At 41.9% G+C, this 17524-nt stretch carries 18 protein-coding genes; 13 read left to right on the top strand and 5 right to left on the bottom strand.

All coding sequences use genetic code 11. The annotated features are described in order from the left end of the window. The first annotated feature begins 85 nt into the window (after positions 1-85). From E5S68_RS04365 to E5S68_RS04355, 3 genes are all read left to right on the top strand, one after another. Complete coding sequence (locus tag E5S68_RS04365) at positions 86-1660, top strand: M20/M25/M40 family metallo-hydrolase (protein ID WP_420880641.1); 1575 nt, start codon at positions 86-88, stop codon at positions 1658-1660. A gap of 101 nt (positions 1661-1761) precedes the next feature. Continuing rightward, complete coding sequence (locus E5S68_RS04360; RefSeq protein WP_126404466.1) at positions 1762-2505, top strand: ABC transporter ATP-binding protein; 744 nt, start codon at positions 1762-1764, stop codon at positions 2503-2505. Continuing rightward, on the top strand, positions 2495-4141 hold the full coding sequence (locus E5S68_RS04355) for a hypothetical protein (protein ID WP_135782501.1): 1647 nt from the start codon (positions 2495-2497) through the stop codon (positions 4139-4141). Before E5S68_RS04360 ends, E5S68_RS04355 begins: the two co-directional genes overlap by 11 nt. 192 nt (positions 4142-4333) lie before the next feature. Here E5S68_RS04355 and E5S68_RS04345 read toward each other — a convergent pair whose 3' ends face one another. After that, the gene (locus E5S68_RS04345; RefSeq protein WP_135782500.1) at positions 4334-5176 is read right to left on the bottom strand and encodes a DegV family protein; all 843 of its coding nucleotides are present in this window, start codon (positions 5174-5176) and stop codon (positions 4334-4336) included. Positions 5177-5303: 127 nt separating this feature from the next. Here E5S68_RS04345 and E5S68_RS04340 point away from each other — a divergent pair, with 127 nt between their 5' ends. Next, a complete protein-coding gene (locus E5S68_RS04340; protein ID WP_135782499.1) occupies positions 5304-5882 on the top strand; it encodes a TetR/AcrR family transcriptional regulator in 579 nt (192 codons plus the stop codon). 26 nt (positions 5883-5908) lie between these two features. On the opposite strand, the gene E5S68_RS04335 is transcribed toward E5S68_RS04340, so the two are convergent. The 3 genes from E5S68_RS04335 to coaA all read right to left on the bottom strand — a co-directional run bounded on the left by E5S68_RS04335 (position 5909) and on the right by coaA (position 7780). After that, positions 5909-6439 (bottom strand): DNA topology modulation protein, encoded by a 531-nt coding sequence (locus E5S68_RS04335; protein WP_135782498.1) that lies wholly within the window; start codon positions 6437-6439, stop codon positions 5909-5911. 65 nt (positions 6440-6504) lie between these two features. Then, positions 6505-6753, bottom strand: a complete 249-nt coding sequence (rpsT, locus tag E5S68_RS04330) for a 30S ribosomal protein S20 (protein WP_023027010.1) — start codon at positions 6751-6753, stop codon at positions 6505-6507. Positions 6754-6859: 106 nt separating this feature from the next. Beyond that, entirely contained in the window at positions 6860-7780 is a 921-nt protein-coding gene (gene coaA / locus E5S68_RS04325; protein ID WP_135782497.1) for a type I pantothenate kinase, read from the bottom strand. A gap of 95 nt (positions 7781-7875) precedes the next feature. Here coaA and E5S68_RS04320 point away from each other — a divergent pair, with 95 nt between their 5' ends. The 8 genes from E5S68_RS04320 to E5S68_RS04285 all read left to right on the top strand — a co-directional run bounded on the left by E5S68_RS04320 (position 7876) and on the right by E5S68_RS04285 (position 15615). Continuing rightward, positions 7876-8469, top strand: coding sequence for a class I SAM-dependent methyltransferase (locus E5S68_RS04320; RefSeq protein WP_135782496.1), 594 nt, complete (start codon positions 7876-7878; stop codon positions 8467-8469). After that, the gene (locus tag E5S68_RS04315) at positions 8466-9743 is read left to right on the top strand and encodes a pyrimidine-nucleoside phosphorylase (RefSeq protein ID WP_135782495.1); all 1278 of its coding nucleotides are present in this window, start codon (positions 8466-8468) and stop codon (positions 9741-9743) included. Before E5S68_RS04320 ends, E5S68_RS04315 begins: the two co-directional genes overlap by 4 nt. Positions 9744-9765: 22 nt before the next feature. Beyond that, positions 9766-10428, top strand: coding sequence for a deoxyribose-phosphate aldolase (gene deoC, locus E5S68_RS04310; RefSeq protein WP_135782494.1), 663 nt, complete (start codon positions 9766-9768; stop codon positions 10426-10428). Next, positions 10415-10804, top strand: a complete 390-nt coding sequence (locus E5S68_RS04305; protein ID WP_135782493.1) for a cytidine deaminase — start codon at positions 10415-10417, stop codon at positions 10802-10804. The genes deoC and E5S68_RS04305 overlap by 14 nt, the downstream gene beginning before the upstream one ends. Before the next feature lie 78 nt (positions 10805-10882). After that, positions 10883-11938, top strand: a complete 1056-nt coding sequence (locus tag E5S68_RS04300; RefSeq protein WP_120701814.1) for a BMP family lipoprotein — start codon at positions 10883-10885, stop codon at positions 11936-11938. A 137-nt stretch (positions 11939-12075) separates the two neighbouring features. Continuing rightward, complete coding sequence (locus tag E5S68_RS04295) at positions 12076-13608, top strand: ABC transporter ATP-binding protein (RefSeq protein ID WP_135782492.1); 1533 nt, start codon at positions 12076-12078, stop codon at positions 13606-13608. Beyond that, positions 13601-14656 carry an ABC transporter permease gene (locus tag E5S68_RS04290; protein ID WP_135782491.1) on the top strand — a complete coding sequence of 352 codons (1056 nt, stop codon included), beginning with the start codon at positions 13601-13603 and terminating at the stop codon, positions 14654-14656. Before E5S68_RS04295 ends, E5S68_RS04290 begins: the two co-directional genes overlap by 8 nt. Positions 14657-14658: 2 nt before the next feature. Beyond that, a complete protein-coding gene (locus E5S68_RS04285) occupies positions 14659-15615 on the top strand; it encodes an ABC transporter permease (RefSeq protein ID WP_006596014.1) in 957 nt (318 codons plus the stop codon). 58 nt (positions 15616-15673) lie between these two features. Here E5S68_RS04285 and E5S68_RS04280 read toward each other — a convergent pair whose 3' ends face one another. Continuing rightward, positions 15674-16561: a polysaccharide deacetylase family protein gene (locus E5S68_RS04280; protein WP_135782490.1), complete on the bottom strand. Its 888-nt coding sequence runs from the start codon at positions 16559-16561 to the stop codon at positions 15674-15676. A 256-nt stretch (positions 16562-16817) separates the two neighbouring features. Between E5S68_RS04280 and E5S68_RS04275 the strand changes: the two genes are divergently transcribed. Then, positions 16818-17516 carry a hypothetical protein gene (locus tag E5S68_RS04275; RefSeq protein WP_135782489.1) on the top strand — a complete coding sequence of 233 codons (699 nt, stop codon included), beginning with the start codon at positions 16818-16820 and terminating at the stop codon, positions 17514-17516. Positions 17517-17524: the final 8 nt, after the last annotated feature.

The following is a 17524-nucleotide window of genomic DNA, read 5'->3' as shown; positions in this document are numbered from 1 at the left end:
AGGGATCTAGTCCAAGAGAAGGAGGCCTCCATTGAGATCCACAGAGTATTTCCAAGAACAAATTGCCACTATATTTCAAGAAGCCATGGCAATTCCCAGCTTTACCAATACCGAAAGTGAGCGTGGCATTGAGGATTATTTAGACCAGCGTCTCGCTTCCATTCCTTATTTCCAAGAGCATCCCCATCTGTTTGGTCGCTATCAGATTCCTCAGGATCATCTGCACAGGAGTATCAACTGGGCTTTAGTCGACAAAGGTAAGAAAAAAACTATGATCCTCTTTCACCACCATGACACGGTGGACTTAGAAGATTATGGTCCTCTTGCCTCTATTGCTTTGGATTCTGAAGCTCTTGCCCAGACCTTAAAAGAGATCGATCTTCGACCAGAGATGCAGGCTGATCTGGATTCAAAACAATGGCGCTTAGGTCGTGGCTCTTGTGATATGAAGGCGGCCTTAGCTCTCCAACTGGGAGTCTTAGAAGCTTATGCATCGGATCCAGCCGGTGGACAGGTCAACTTGCTTTATCTATCTGTTGGAGATGAGGAGTCCTATTCTCGGGGCATGAGAGCGTCTTTGGGCATACTCTGCCAATTAAAAGAAGAGTTTCATTTGGACTATGTACTTGCTATCGATTCGGAACCATTTGATTCTACTGATGCGCAAGAAAAAGTCCTACACATTGGAACGGTCGGCAAGCTCATGCCGGTTATCGTAGCTCAAGGGGTTCTCTCCCATATGAAGGAGCCTCTAAAGGGGATGAATGCTTTATCTCTCTTAGTAGCAGTGGCCTCAAAACTAGATCTTCATCCTGATTTATCAGACCGTGCTCTAGGCGAGCAGTCTCCTCTACCTTCTTGGTCTTATCTAAGGGATTTAAAGGACCAGTATGATGTATCGACTGTCCTTCATGCAGCAGGCTATTTTAGCGTTCTACATTTGAAAAAGACTCCCCAGCAGTTGTTCCAGCGAATTCAAGAATTGACCCAGGAGGCCTTAAATGAATTCTATGAAAAATACTGGACTCTACAAGAGAGAGCAGAACAAGAGCACCTTATTTCTCGACCACTAGCTATTAGTTATCAAGAATTAATGAATCGTTGCCAAGAGAAGGAAGGTTTTTCTGCCTTTCAAAAAGAGCGCGAGCAAGTGGCCTATCAAGAATTTTTGAAGGGTGTTAGCTACCAGACCATTGCCATTCACCAGATTCAAAGCTACTTAGACTTTCTGGGAGATAAGGATCCATTGGTGGTCATAGGTTTTGCTCCACCTTATTACCCGTCTATGAACTGCCGCTCCTTACCAAAAACGAGCCTTAAAATTGGGATTCTAGTAGATGACTACCGTCGTTATTTAGAAAAAAGAGGTCAATCCTTGAAAGTGGAAGAATACTTTATGGGTATTTGTGATACTAGTTACTGTGCCTTGGAAAAGGATGTTTCCACTTATCAAGTCGTGCTGGATAGTTTAGCGACACCTTCTCAGGTCTACGAATTAGATCTGGAAAAAATTGCTCAGATCCAAGTGCCAGCGGTAAACCTAGGTCCTTGGGGTAAGGAGCTTCACAAGAGGGGAGAACGAGTATTTATAGAGGATTTCTTAGATACGATTCCTACCTACCTCTTAAAACTCCTCTATCGCTTTAATGAATTACTCTAATTTTTTGGTTTTTCGTTGACACTTTTTTAAAATAGGAATAAAATATAAGCAATTACATGGAGATGTTCCGTTTTAAAAGAAGAAAGGCAGAAGGAGAATCTATGATTGAATTTCAAGGAGTCACAAAAGATTACGATGGGCATCTGGCATTGAACCACTTGAATCTGACCATTGAAGATGGGCAGATTGTCGGCTTGATTGGCCATAATGGAGCCGGAAAATCAACGACCATTAAGAGTCTAGTCAGTGTCATCACCCCAACGACCGGTAGCATCCTAGTAGATGGAAAGGACCTCTATAGCAATCGCCTAGAAATAAAGAAGAAAATTGGCTATGTAGCTGATTCACCAGATCTCTTTCTTCGTTTAACGGCCAATGAATTCTGGGAGTTGGTTGCCACGTCCTATGACATGAGCCAGCAGGAATGTGATGACCGCTTGGATCATTTGCTCCACCTTTTTGACTTTACTAGTCATCGCTATGAAGTCATCGAGTCTTTCTCTCATGGGATGCGCCAGAAGGTATTTGTTATCGGGGCTCTACTATCTGATCCAGACATCTGGGTTCTAGATGAGCCCATGACTGGTTTGGATCCCCAAGCCTCTTACGACTTGAAGCAGATGATGCGGGAGCATGCGGATAAGGGAAATACCGTCATCTTCTCCACCCATGTCCTCGAAGTGGCAGAGCAACTCTGTGATAAGATTGCCATCCTGAAGAAGGGGAACCTCATCTTTTATGGAACTATCGAGGAGCTGAAGGGGCAACACCCAGAACAAAGCCTAGAGTCCATTTATCTTGGACTGGCCGGTCGAAGAGAAGAGGTGAGTCCAGATGCGTCTTAAGATGGTTCGTCGCCTAGTGGATGTCAACATCATTTATGCTACTCAGCCGGCCCAATTAGCGAAATTTCGTAAAAAGCAGGAAAAGGATCCCACTAGGAAGGTCAATGTTTCCGCTCAGTCCATTCGGACCTATATTTTTATCGGTCTCCTTTATCTTTTCCTTTTTGGGATTCTCTCGAGTGCCAATGATTTTGTCTCTAGCCCTGGTCCCTTTGTCAATATGATTACGCTCTTTGCGCTCTTAGCTATATCACAAGGTTTGATGAGTTTTTACAATGTCTTTTACGAGAGCAAGGATTTGCAATTTTATCGTCCCTATGCCTTTTCGGATGCAGAAGTGATTGCAGGAAAGAGCATCTCGGTCATTTTAGTGCTCTTGATGGCCCTGCTTCCAATGATCAGTTATTTCATCATTCTGCCCATCCAAGCAGGGGGAAATATTCTGGTAGGGCTTCTTCTTGGCCTTCTTTGTGCCATGATTCTCCTCTCCATCCTCTTTTTGGGCACCTTGTTCTTATCCCACCTGATTACCAAATCAGCTATCTTTAAGAAGCACACGAGTTTGGTGTCTAACCTCATCATTGGCTTGAGTAGTCTCATTTCCATTGGAGCTTACCTCTATATTAATATGCTCCAATCAGAGCATTCGGTGGCTGGTGATCTGGTTACTCAACCCAGTATTTTTCCTCCGATAGAGGTCTTTCATAGCTTTATCTTGAATCCTTTGGATTCAGGAGCTCTACTTGGGATCTTGGCTTGGATTCTGCTTCTAGCGGTTCTCATTTGGCTGGTCAAAAGTCAGGTCTTGCCTCATTTTTATGATGCTGCCCTTGAGGTTTCTTCCAGCCATGCGGTTAAGGAGCGGGTGAGTCAGATGAAGGTGGGAGATCAGAAGGCCTTCCATCGCTTTACTGTTTCCTATCATAAACGGCTTCTAAGTGATGGTACCTTGCTGACGCAGGTCATCTTCATGATGGCGATTTTCCCTTATCTTTTCACATTTGGCTTGTTTTTAGGGGCGTCGCGAGCTTCCCTTCAAATTGAAAACTACCTCACACCCCAATATTTACTTCCCTTATCCCTCATCGCTTTCATGATCGGAGTCTTCAACTCTGTGGAAAGCTTGACCAGTATTGGGATCTCTTTGGAACGGGAAAATTTCGCTTATCTTCGTGCCCTTCCGATTGACTTCAAACGCTATTGTTTGAAGAAATTTTGGATTCTCTTTTCGGTTCAGTCTGCTTTGCCGACTGTGCTTTTGGTAGGGGTATCCTGTTACTTTGGTGTCCATCCCCTCTCCCTTCTAGCCATGCTTTTGATTTGGTTTTTGACCAGTTTGAGCTTGAGTGTGATCGCTTTTCGACGTGACTACAAGCTCTTAACGACTAATTGGTCGACTGTAACAGACCTGATGAACCGTAATAGAGGAAATGCAGCCCTGAGAGGATTATTGATCTTCGTATTTATTATCGTTATGCTAGTCCTGATAGGCTTTACCTTCTATCTATCCGCTGTGGCTTTCACTACCCTGATTGCTAGTGTGATTTATCTTCTCATTGCTGGTATAGGTGCTCTTGCGACTTACTTTATTTATAAAGGTACTTTCTACAAATTTAACCAAGAAATTGGTGAATAAAAAAGAGAGTGGGACAGAAATCGGTAATTCGTTAGAATTCGATTTCGTCGTCCCACCTCCGCACAGTTGAGTAGGGCTGTAAAAGCTGATGAAATCAGCGTAGTAGAGCCCACTCAACCACTGCGTCTTGCTCGACAATCCAAAGACAATTGAGAGGCTAGGACTTTTGTCCCAGCCTCTTTTTATGTTGATTTAAATTTCATAGCCGATTAAGAGGCCACCTTCTTCAGCATAGAAGCTACAGAGGCCTGAGGTCGGAAGAGCTTCGATATCCGCATTGGCGAACTTTTCATGGACCAAGGCAGAGAGTTGTTCTACGAATTTATCGTTGCGACGGTGAGCAATGGTGATATGCCCTCCTTTGTAGCCGGCTTTAAGCATCTCTTCAAAAGTAGTGGTAATAGCTTTCTTTTGGCCACGGGCTTTATGGAGAAGCTCCAGGGTGCCAGTATCGCTGGCTTGGCCGACCATACGGATGTTTAAGAGGCCGACAACAGTTCCGATAATTTTATTGAGTCGGCCATTTTTGACCAAATTATCGACCTTAGCAAGCACAAAGATCAGCTTGGTTTTTTCCTGGTATTTAGTAATGACTTCAACCACTTGATCAAAATCAAGGTCTTGAGCGATTAATTGATGGAGTTTGCGAACGAGTAGATCCACTTCACCACCAGCTGATAAGCTATCAATCACATGAATGTTGGTAGTCGGATGATCTTCTTGATAAAGTTTTTTAGCGACTTGAGCACTATTGTGGCTACCGGACAAAGTACCAGTGATGGTAACAACGATAATATTGTCAGCTCCCTCAAAGGCTCTCATATAGTCATCAGGACTAGGACAAGCTGATTTGGAAGCAGTAGTCGTTGCATACATATCTTCCATCATTTTATCTGTATCCAGATTAGCGTCGTCTGAATAGATGGTCTCACCAATCTGAATGGTAAGAGGCACTGAAACAAAGCTAGTATCTGGTGCAGCACTTTCGTAAGTACGATAATCACAGCCAGAATCTGCAATAATTTTCCATGTCATTTTTATTACCTCAAAATGTAAATAATTGTACATTGACAAGTGGTTAGTCTTTTTTTACAATTATATCATGAAGTTGCATTCTCTGAAAGCAGATACATTCAGATGATACAGATAGAAAGTAAGTGTTATGGCAGAAAGAAAGATATCAGAAAAATCCTTAGAAAATTTGAAACGGTCCAACCAAGAAAGCAATGCCATCACACGGGAATCCTTGGAGATTTCCTTGCTTCAGTTGTTGGATAAAAAGGACTTGAAAAAGATTACCATTTCAGAATTGGTGGAGAGAGCAGGAGTTTCTCGCGCAGCCTTTTACCGAAATTATGAGTCGAAAGAAGAATTGCTGGAATCCATCTTCCAATCAACTGTTTCGAATATTACCAAGTCTTTAGAGGGGTATAATTTTAAGACCGATTTGTACCAGATTTGGGTTTATCTCTTTAAAGAGGCCAAGAAGGAAGCACGCATTATCAGCTTGGCCGTCGATTATAATTTTGAGAAACTGCTTACCAAGGCTGTTTATGAGTTTCTGGAAAAGAGAAGTAAAAGTCAGAAATCCTCACAAGGACCGGCTAGTTATTTGAATTCCTTCCTCAGTTCAGCCATTGTCTCTGTCTTAGCCAAATGGATTAAGGATGGCATGAAGGTGCCAGCGGAGAAGATGGCTTCTTTAGGACTTCCCTTGTTTCCTCAAAAGAAAAGAAAATAAGAAAAATGATCTACTAGATCGAGTATTTACTTCGATTCCAGTAGATCATTTTTGATGTTATTGAGGAAACGGTCTAATTCCTTTTGGTTTTTGAGAGTGATGAATTTATCGGGATAGGTAGAACGGATATTTCGATACCTTTCTTTGGCATTCTTAGTTCGACCATCCCAAAGAATCCAACGGATGAATTCCCAGTCAAAGCGTTCAGGGCAACCTGCAGCCATACTCTCCCGGACTTTACCTTTATAGCGACGGTATCGTTTCCATCCTCTATAGAGGCAGTTCCAACGAGAGAAGTTGAGAAAGATAATGTAATCTGCTTGCTCCATTCTTTCCTCATAGCAACACCAAGAGTAATTGCCATCAATGACCCAGTCTCTATGATCGTTGAGAAACTGTTTCATCTCTTTCTCCATCCAATCCCGGTCACTGTCTATCCAACCCGGTTGAAATTGAAGGGTATCCATGTGGAGTTTGGGGATGGAGTAGGATCGGGCCAAGTTTTCAGCCAAGGTAGATTTTCCAGAACCAGAATAGCCGATAATCGTAATTTTCATCGTATCTCCTCATATGGAAGCAACAAAAAAAGCTCCGGAGAGCTCATTTTGTATGCAATTCTTGATTAGCCAAGTTTCGCTGCAAGACGTGCTTTATCACGGCTAGCTTTGTTTTTGTGGATCAAACCTTTAGTTTCTGCTTTATCGATAGCTGAGCTAGCAGCGCGGTAAAGTTCTTCAGATGGGTTTGCTTCAAAAGCTTTAATTGCAGTACGCATAGCTGATTTTTGAGCTGAGTTTTTTTCGTTGTGTTTAACGTTCAATTCAGCACGTTTGATAGCTGATTTAATGTTTGCCAATTTTTTCACCTCCAATGATATTCTAACTCTCTTATTATATCTGAAAACTTTTCTTTTGACAAGCCCAAACTAATTTTTCTTCGAATCGCCATCTTTTGGGGGTCATTTTGTTACAATCTCTTTATCTCTTAAGATAGATTTCATCAATCTCATGGTTGGCAGCTTTGTGCAGAATCAGTTCGGCTCGGTTTCGAGTGGGTTCGATATAGTCTTTTAGATTTAAGAGATTGATTGACTCCCATACCTGATGAGCGAAGGCTAGGACTTCAGCTTCTGGTTGCTGGGTAAAGCGGTGGTAGTAGTTGCTTTGGTCATCCTTTGCACGGTCCAACAACTTTTTAAAGCGATCAATATACCAAGACTCAATGTTGGCAACCTCAGCATCCACATAGATGGAGAAATCAAAGAAGTCCGTCATATAGAGTCGATCATTTTGAGGATTCTGAAAGACGTTGATCCCTTCAACAATAATGAAGTCTGCAGCTTGGATGGTTTGCTTCTGGTCAGGGACGATATCATAAATCTCATGAGAATAGACGGGAATCTGGTAACTCTGACCATTTTTTAGCTGATTCAGGAAATCCAAGAGAAGTTCCATATCATAGCTTTCAGGGAAGCCCTTGCGATTGAGAATGTTTTGTTCAATCAAGGTCGCATTGGGATATAAGAAGCCATCTGTCGTCACTAGCTCCACTGTAGAACCGGAAAAGGTTCGAGAAAGAAGGATTTGAAGGAGGCGGCTCGTCGTTGATTTGCCGACAGCCACAGATCCTGAAATTCCAATCATAAAGGGCTGTTTTTTGCTTTCCTGTTGGAGAAAGATGCCTTTAGAGAAAGCTAAGTCTTCTTTCGCTTTTTTGTAGATTTGAATTAAGTGTGTCAGGGGTAAATAAATGTCTGTTACATCTTGTAAACTAATAAGGTCATTAAAACTCTTGATGGAATTCAATTCCTCTTCAGATAGAGGAGGAGTTGATTTTCGGTGGAGATTTTGCCAAGTTTGTCGATTAATCTTTTCGAAGTGTAGAAATTCTTTATCCATTTCAAGCTTTTCCTCCATAGTGACCTTTAGTATATCAGTTTTAAGATCTTCTGTAAACGATTTAAAAATAGGTTAAATTATGCTATAATGCTAGTATGAGTAAAATGTACTATGATGAACATCCAGATGCTCAACATGATATCCATGAGTTACATGTGGTCCTTCTAGGAGAGCGGATGAAATTTTTTACGGATGCTGGTGTTTTTAGTAAGAAAATGATCGATTTTGGCAGCCAGGTCCTCTTGTCTTGTCTGTCTTTTCAGCAAGGAGAGGCGGTTTTGGACGTCGGTTGCGGGTATGGTCCTCTTGGTCTCTCTTTGGTCAAGGCGCAAGGGGTTCATGCTACTATGGTAGACGTGAATACACGTGCCCTTGATCTGGCTCAGAAAAATGCGGCTTTAAATCAAGTCAAAGCTAAGATCTTCCAATCCAATGTTTATGATGAGGTTGAGGGGTGCTTTGACCATATTATCAGTAATCCTCCCATTCGGGCTGGGAAAAAGGTAGTTCATGAAGTACTTTCTGGTAGCTTTGACCATTTGAATCCTGGTGGAGACCTAACCATTGTCATTCAGAAAAAACAAGGTGCTCCCAGTGCGAAAGCAAAAATGGAAGAAATCTTTGGAAACTGTGAAATCCTCAAAAAAGACAAAGGTTATTATATTTTAAGGAGTGAGAAAGTTACATGAGAGCTGTAGATATCATTCAGAAAAAACGTGATGGCATTGAGTTGAGTAAAGAAGAAATTCACTGGCTGATTGAGGGCTATGTAGCGGGAACAGTACCAGACTATCAAATGGCTGCCTTTGCCATGGCGGTTTATTTCAAGGGAATGACGACTCGAGAAATATCAGATTTGACCATGAAGATGGTGGAAACAGGGGAGCAATTCGACCTCTCTGTTATTAAAGGCATCAAGGTGGACAAACACTCAACAGGTGGTGTAGGGGACAAAGTAACGATTGTACTGGCCCCTCTAGTAGCCAGCTTTGGAGTTCCAGTAGCCAAGATGAGTGGTCGTGGATTGGGTCACACAGGGGGGACCATTGATAAGTTAGAATCAATAAAAGGATTCCAGATTGAGCGGACCCAAGAAGAGTTCATCAAACAAGTACAAGACATTGGTCTTTCTGTTATCGGCCAGTCGGATCAATTGGTCATGGCAGATAAGCTTCTCTATGCACTTCGAGATGTGACGGCAACAGTTGACACGATTCCCTTGATTGCGAGTTCCGTCATGAGTAAGAAGATTGCGGCTGGAGCAGATGCTATCCTTCTCGATGTTACCGTTGGAGAAGGGGCCTTTATGAAGACCATCGAAGAGGCGCGTGAATTAGCCCGCACCATGGTGGATCTTGGAAATGCTGTCGGTCGCAAGACCATTGCTGTCTTGACGGATATGAGCCAACCTTTGGGAACTAGTATTGGGAACCGATTGGAAATTCTCGAAGCCTTAGATATTCTTCAAGGCAAAGGCAAAGAAGACGTGACCCACTTCATTTGTGAATTGGCTCAAATTATGTTGGAGCTTGGCGGAGTGACGGCTAGCTTGGAAGAAGTCAAGCAACATCTGACAGCCGGCAAAGCTCTGAAGAAATTTGAAGAAATGGTCCTTGCTCAAGGTGGGGATTTAGAAGATCTCTACCGTCCAGTTCAGGTAAAAGAACAAGTGCCTGTCTATGCAGAAGAGGATGGCTATATTGCAGCCTTGCCTGCTATGGAACACGGTCTCTTTGCCATGCGTCTAGGGGCTGGCAGAGCAGTCAAATCAGATGATTTAGACTATGAGACAGGGATTGTTTTTGCTAAGAAAGTCGGGGATTCTGTTCAAAAAGGGGAGCTTGTTGCAACTATTTATACAAACTTAGAAATTTGTCAAAAAACCATTGCAGAATTCCAAAAAAATGTTAAAATACTAGACAAGGTTGAAAGCGTTTCAGAGATTATTGAAATCGTATCGTAATTCGTTTAGGGGAGATTCACTAATGAAATTAAACAAATACATAGACCACACACTATTAAAACCTGATGCACAACAGGAACAGATCGAACAATTGATCGAAGAAGCAAAAGAATATGATTTTGCAAGTGTTTGTGTGCAGCCAACTTGGGTAAACTTCGCTGCAGAGGGTCTACGTGATACAGATGTCAAAGTCTGTACAGTTGTCGGGTTTCCACTGGGGGCAAATACACCAGAAGTCAAAGCTTTTGAAACCGAGAATGCTATCCAAAATGGGGCAGATGAAATTGATATGGTCATCAATATTGGTGCACTTAAATCAAAAAATCTGAGTCTCGTTGAAGAAGATATTCAGGCAGTTGTAGATGCAAGCGGTGATCACCTTGTCAAAGTCATCATCGAAACCTGCCTCTTGACAGAAGATGAGAAGATTGTAGCGTGTCAGATTGCTAAGTTAGCAGGAGCTGACTTCGTGAAGACTTCTACAGGATTCTCGACTGGTGGGGCTACGCCTGAGGATGTGGCTCTCATGCGAAAAGTTGTTGGACCTGACATGGGGGTGAAAGCATCTGGAGGCACTCGTAGCTATGAGGATGCTCAAGCTATGATCCAAGCGGGTGCTAACCGAATCGGTACTTCCTCTGGAGTAGCCATCATGAAGGGAGAAGTAGCCCATGGCGACTACTGAGTTGATTGACCTAGCTGTAAAAACAAGCGAGAATGCTTACGTGCCTTATTCTCACTTTCCAATTGGAACTGTCTTAGTTACAGCAGAGGGAAAGATTTATACAGGAGTCAATGTTGAAAATGCGAGTTTCGGGTTGACCAATTGTGGTGAGCGAACAGCTATCTTCAAGGCTGTTTCAGAAGGCGAGCGTTCATTTAAGGAATTAATTATTTATGGTCAAACTGAAAAACCAGTTTCACCCTGTGGTGCTTGTCGCCAGGTGATGGCTGAATTTTTCGAGCCAGACCTACCGGTTACTCTGGTAGCCAAAGATAAATCGACGGTCGTGATGACGGTCAAGGAATTGCTTCCATATTCCTTTACAGATCTTACCTAGTAACTTCTGTAAAGGCGGTCTATTGACCCTTTCATTAATCCGCAACATAGTTGCATATCTTATTTAGGAGGTTCAGAAATGAACAAGAAACAATGGTTAGGCCTAGGTCTAGTAACTGTCGCTGCAATCGGACTTGCTGCATGTGGAAATCGTGCGTCTCGCAAAGATTCTTCAGATGCAAAAACTGATTTAAAAGCTGCTATCGTTACTGACACAGGTGGTGTTGATGACAAATCATTTAACCAATCTGCATGGGAAGGTCTACAAGCTTGGGGTAAAGAAAATGGTCTTTCTAAAGATAACGGCTTTACTTACTTCCAATCTACAAGTGAAGCAGATTTCGCGAATAACTTCAGTCAAGCTGCTACAAACGGCTACAAATTAGTGTACGGTGTTGGTTACAAACTTGCTCCAGCTGTTACTGCTGCTGCAGATGAAAATGCTGATATCAACTATGTTATCATTGACTCTGTTGTTGGTGATAAGAAGAACGTAGCATCTGCTGTTTTTGCAGATAATGAAGCTGCTTATCTTGCAGGGGTTGCTGCTGCCAAAACTACGAAGACAAACAAAGTTGGTTTCATCGGTGGAGCACGTGGTGAAGTTATCACTCGTTTTGAAAAAGGATTTGAAGCAGGCGTGAAGTCTGTAAACAAAGACATTTCAGTTGATGTACAATATGCTGAAGACTTCAACAACCCTGAAAAAGGTAGAACAATTGCAGCAACACAATACGCTGCAGGAGCTGACGTTATTTACCAAGCTGCTGGTGGTACAGGAGCTGGTGTCTTCAAGGAAGCAAAAGACTTGAACGAGAAGAAAAACGAAGGCGAAAAAGTTTGGGTTATTGGTGTAGACCGTGACCAAGTTGATGAAGGTAAATACACTTCAAAAGATGGTAAAGAATCTAACTTCGTATTGGCTTCTACTCTGAAACAAGTTGGTAAAACTGTTCAAGAAATCGCAACTCAAACTGCTGACGGTAAATTCCCAGGTGGAAAAGTGATCACATTTGGTTTGAAAGATGGTGGTGTTGATTTGACAACTTCAAATCTTTCTGAAGATGCTAAAAAAGCAGTAGAAGATGCTAAAAAACAAATTATTGATGGTAGTGTAAAAGCACCTGAGAAATAAAACCTTCCAGAAGCGATCCATCCTTCTTGGGTCGCTTTTTTATGAGGTGTTGAGACATTTTGTCTCAATAGAACTTACTAACTCGTTTAGCAGGTCCTACTGAAATAAAATATAGTTTTCTAGAAAGGAATATTCGAATGGCACACGAAAACGTCATTGAGATGCGTGAAATTACCAAAATTTTTGGTGAATTTGTCGCAAACGACAAAATCAACCTCGAATTGCGTAAAGGTGAAATTCATGCACTTCTTGGTGAAAATGGAGCTGGGAAATCAACCCTGATGAATATGTTGGCTGGTCTTTTGGAACCAACGAGCGGAGAAATTGTGGTCAATGGGAAATCTGAAAAACTAGATTCTCCTTCAAAGGCTGCTTCTCTAGGGATCGGGATGGTTCACCAGCACTTCATGTTGGTAGAAGCTTTCACTGTTGCAGAAAATATCATTCTTGGTAGCGAAGTAACGAACAAGGGTGTATTAGATTTGAAAAAAGCTAATGCAGATATTCTAGAGTTATCTGAACGCTACGGCTTGGCTGTGGATCCTACAGCAAAAGTTGAAGATATTTCTGTTGGGGCTCAACAACGTGTAGAAATCTTGAAGACACTCTATCGCGGAGCTGATATTCTGATTTTCGACGAGCCTACAGCAGTGCTAACTCCTGCTGAAATTTTGGAGTTAATGGATATTATGAAAACCCTCGTTAAAGAAGGGAAATCCATTATCCTCATCACTCACAAACTGGACGAAATTCGTGCCGTCGCAGACCGTGTCACAGTTATTCGTCGTGGGAAATCCATTCAAACGGTTAGCATCGAAGGTGCTACCAATAAAGATTTGGCAGAAATGATGGTTGGGCGCTCAGTTTCTTTCGTAACAGAAAAGGAAGAAGCGCAACCTAAAGAAGTGGTTCTGCAAATTTCTGACTTGGTCGTGAATGAAAACCGTGGTGTTCCTGCGGTCAAAGAACTATCTCTTGATGTTCGTGCAGGTGAAATTGTCGGAATTGCAGGGATTGACGGAAATGGTCAGAGTGAATTGATCCAGGCTATTACCGGACTTCGCAAAGTTAAATCAGGCAGTATCAAAATTAAGGGACAAGAAGTTGTTGGCCTTTCCCCACGTAAGATTACTGAAATGAATGTCAGCCACGTGCCTGAAGATCGTCATCGCGATGGTCTTGTGCTCGAAATGATGCTTTCTGAAAACATCGCACTTCAAACTTACTACAAAGAACCACTTAGCAAGAATGGTGTGTTGAATTACAATCAAATTAATTCCTATGCTCGCAAGTTGATGGAAGAATTTGATGTTCGTGCAGCCAACGAGATTGTTCCAGCAAGTGCTCTATCAGGAGGAAATCAACAAAAAGCCATCATTGCTCGTGAAGTTGATCGGAATCCAGATTTGTTAATCGTTAGCCAACCGACACGTGGATTGGACGTTGGTGCGATTGAGTACATCCATAAACGTTTGATTGGTGAACGTGATAAAGGGAAAGCCGTCCTCGTTGTCAGCTTCGAATTAGACGAAATTCTAAATCTATCAGACCGGATTGCTGTTATTCATGATGGAAAAATCCAAGGTATTGTGAAGCCGTCTGAGACCAACAAACAAGAGCTTGGTATTCTAATGGCTGGTGGAGAAATCAAGGAGGCTTCAAATGAATAAAAATACAAGACAAATTGCTATTCCTTTTATTTCTGTAATCCTAGGAATCATCCTCGGAGCCATTATTATGTGGATCTTTGGTTATGATGCTCTTTGGGGTTATGAAGAACTCTTCAAGACAGCTTTTGGTTCCATAAAAAATGTGGGTGAAATTTTCCGTACTATGGGGCCACTGATATTGATTGCTCTCGGATTTGCGGTAGCCAGTCGAGCTGGATTTTTTAATGTCGGCTTACCTGGACAAGCTTTGGCAGGTTGGATTGCGGCTGTATGGTTCGCTCTATCCTTCCCAGATATTCCTCGCGTTCTGATGATTCCTTTGACCGTCCTTGTGGCTGCAATTGCCGGTGGTCTCATTGGATTAATTCCAGGACTCCTACGAGCATTTTTGGGAACGAGTGAAGTGATCGTTACCATTATGATGAACTACATCGTACTGTTTGCTGGAAATGAAATCATCCGGAACTTCCCTAAAAAGTTTATGGTCGATTCTGAATCTAGTATCACAGTAGGAGCAAATGCAAGTTACCGCCTAGGGTTCTTGACAGAATTGACTAAGTCACGGATGAATATCGGGATCTTCATTGCCTTGATTGCTGTTGCAGTGATTTGGTTCATTATCAAGAAGACAACACTTGGCTTTGAAATTCGTTCTGTTGGTCTTAACCCCAATGCTTCAGACTATGCAGGGATGTCAGCTAAACGGACCATCATCCTTTCCATGGTGATTTCAGGGGCCCTCTGTGGGATCGGTGGAGCAGTAGAAGGAATTGGTACCTTCCAGAACGTTTATGTTCAAGCTGGTTCCTTGGCTGTTGGATTTAATGGGATGGCAGTTGCTCTACTTGCTAGCAATTCTCCTATTGGGATTGTCTTTGCGGCCTTCTTGCTTGGAACCTTGCAAACAGGTGCGCCAGGTATGACCACAGCGACTATCCCACCAGAACTTGTCAATATTGTGACAGCTTCGATTATCTTCTTTGTAAGTGCTCATTACATTATCGAAAAATACATCAAGCCTAAGAAACAAATGAAAGGAGTAGAGTAAGAATGAATACTGTTGCTATACTAACGATTCTTGTATCGAATATGCTGGTCTATGCTGCTCCCCTCATTTTCACTAGTATCGGAGGAGCCTACTCCGAACATGCTGGTGTCGTTAATGTCGGTTTGGAAGGTATCATGGTTATGGGTGCTTTCACAGGGGTTGTGTTTAACTTGACTTTTGCTAGCTCTCTTGGTGGCATGACAATCTGGCTATCTCTCCTTGCAGGTGGTTTGGTTGGTCTTATTTTCTCTGCCATCCATGCGGTAGCGACTATTAACTTCCGTGCTGACCACGTGGTAAGTGGTACAGTATTGAACTTGTTGGCTCCTGCCTTAGCCGTCTTCTTGGTAAAAGCCATCTATGGAAAAGGCCAAACCAACAACATCGATTTGTCATTTGGTAAATTTGATTTTCCTTTCTTATCTGATATTCCTGTCATTGGCGATATCTTCTTCAAGAATACAAGTTTAATGGGATATGTCGCGATTGGATTTTCATTTGTAGCATGGTTTATCATGTTTAAAACGAAATTTGGTCTTCGCCTTCGCTCAGTCGGTGAACATCCACAAGCTGCGGATACCCTAGGGATTAATGTTTACCTCATGCGTTACTATGGTGTGCTCATCTCTGGATTTTTAGGAGGAGTTGGGGGTGCCTTGTATGCGCAATCTGCTTCTGTCAATTTCTCTGCCACTACCATTGTGGGACCTGGATTTATCGCCCTAGCGGCTATGATCTTTGGTAAATGGAGCCCAATCGGTGCCATGCTATCAAGTCTATTCTTTGGACTTTCACAAGCCTTGGCGGTTGTATCTACGCAGATTCCTTTCCTTGCCCATATTCCTGGAGTATACCTCCGTATTGCTCCGTATGTGTTGACCATCATCGTACTAGCAGCCTTCTTTGGTAAGTCGGTTGCACCAAAAGCAGATGGTGTGAACTACATCAAATCGAAATAAAAGCCTCTATTATGGAGAAAGAAAGCACGAGTCATTCGGACTCGTGCTTTTTGTATGTTTATGGATTAGTTTGCATTTCGGTAAGTAGGTCTTCTGCTGTTGTAGTTGGTAAGATCCGCAGGCGTTTTAGTGAGTAGAGGCCATCGTCTAGACTAGCTAGTCCATTGTTGGTCGTTAAGCCCATTTTGTAACCATTGTTTTCTGCTATTTCCATGGTGAGATCAGAGTAGCGGCCGGAAGGGTAAACAATGGTAGTAGTGGTTTGATGGAGTTTCTTGTCTAGTACTTGTTTGGAAGTCGCCAATTCAGATTCCTGACGAGAGCTATCTGATCGGGCCAAATCTGGATGAGATACTGTATGACTCTCAAACGTCATACCTTGCGCTTTCATTTCTTTGATCTGATCGAAGGTTAAAACACTGGGTCTTTCTTCGTCAGAAAAGGAAGTAATGATATTGTTGGTTGCGGTCATTTGGTATTTTTTTAAGAGTGGATAGACTATGGTATAAAAGTCAGCAATTCCATCATCAAACGTTAACCAAACGACTTTGCCACCTTTCGGCAGTTCATTTTTTGTGAGCGCCCGATAAGCTTCTTCAGGAGTGAGGGTATAGTAGCCGGCCTTCTTTAAGGCTTTGAGATGACTTTCAAAGGTTTCTGGTGCCACGATGAGGTTGGCATTGGCTTCTTCTGATGGATCCATGTTATGAACCGAATGATACATAAGAATCGGAATTTTGACTGGTTTTTTTTGTTTGATCCACTGATGGCTAGCTATTCGTTGGGAAATCAAGTTTTCTTGAGATTTTTCTTGACTTGTAGTAGTGGGAGACAGTAGACGACCAACAATCAGAGTCCCTAAGACAAGCATGGATAGAATCAAAAAGGCATTTAAGAATAATAAGAGTTTGATTTTCTTTGGAACATATCTTTTTCGTATAGACATAAAAGCTCCTTTCTAAACATCTCTATTATAACATAAGAAATTGGTCAGTAAGGGACTGTTACGAAACTGTAAAAATCGTCCCCTTACTCTAGTCAGTAAATGTAAAAGATGTTTTAAAGGGCGCGCCGTTTTTTATAGTTAGTGACCCTACTATAAAAAAAATGGAAAGAAGACTAGTCTAGATATTTCGCTACCTTGAAAACGCATTCACATTAGGTTATAATAAATTAATAAAATATATTTAGGAGGCTTTTTCATGAAACATTGGCTCAAGAAATTTTTGTTTGTTGCCCTAATGGCTCTATGTGGACTCGCACTTGTAGGGTGTAATACAACTACGACTAGCCAAAAAACCACTAAGGAAACAAAATCAGAGAAAAAAATTGTCCAAAAAACGGATACACTTGAAGGAACCTGGGAATTAGTGGATGCTCCTATCACTCTTCAAAAGAGTATGATACTACGTGAATCAAACATCGATGCCTATCCTTATATTTTAGAAGATTTTGCTAAATTTAATCCTAAATTAATCATTTCTGGTGATTCTGTAGAATTCAAATATAGCTTAGATTATACAACTTTCTTTGATCACTTGTATGATAAAGTTGCAAAAAACGTCATGAAAAAAGAGGAATACTACAAGGCATACATTACGAGGCTTAAAGATAATGCTTCTTACTTCAAAGTGACAAAAATGAAAGTGCATCCTTCTAAGGCAAAATACACCTACTCTTTACCAGATGGTAGATTGGATGAGGCAAATAAAACCATTAGCTTTAAAGAAACACCGTCCTTGCTCATTAACTACTCATTTGGTACGACAAATTTAGTTTTGGATAAAATGACTTATCAATATGAGTGGAAGGGAGATACTCTGATCTTAACTGCTGAAGGAAACACTGAAAATGGAACATACGCAACCATGAAGATGACTTTCAAAAAAGTGTTGAAATAGAAAGGAGA

Source organism: Streptococcus rubneri (assembly GCF_004785935.1).
Taxonomy (GTDB): Bacteria; Bacillota; Bacilli; order Lactobacillales; family Streptococcaceae; genus Streptococcus; species Streptococcus rubneri.
Note: the sequence above shows the minus strand (reverse complement) of the source record. Positions and strands in the feature narration are given on the sequence as shown.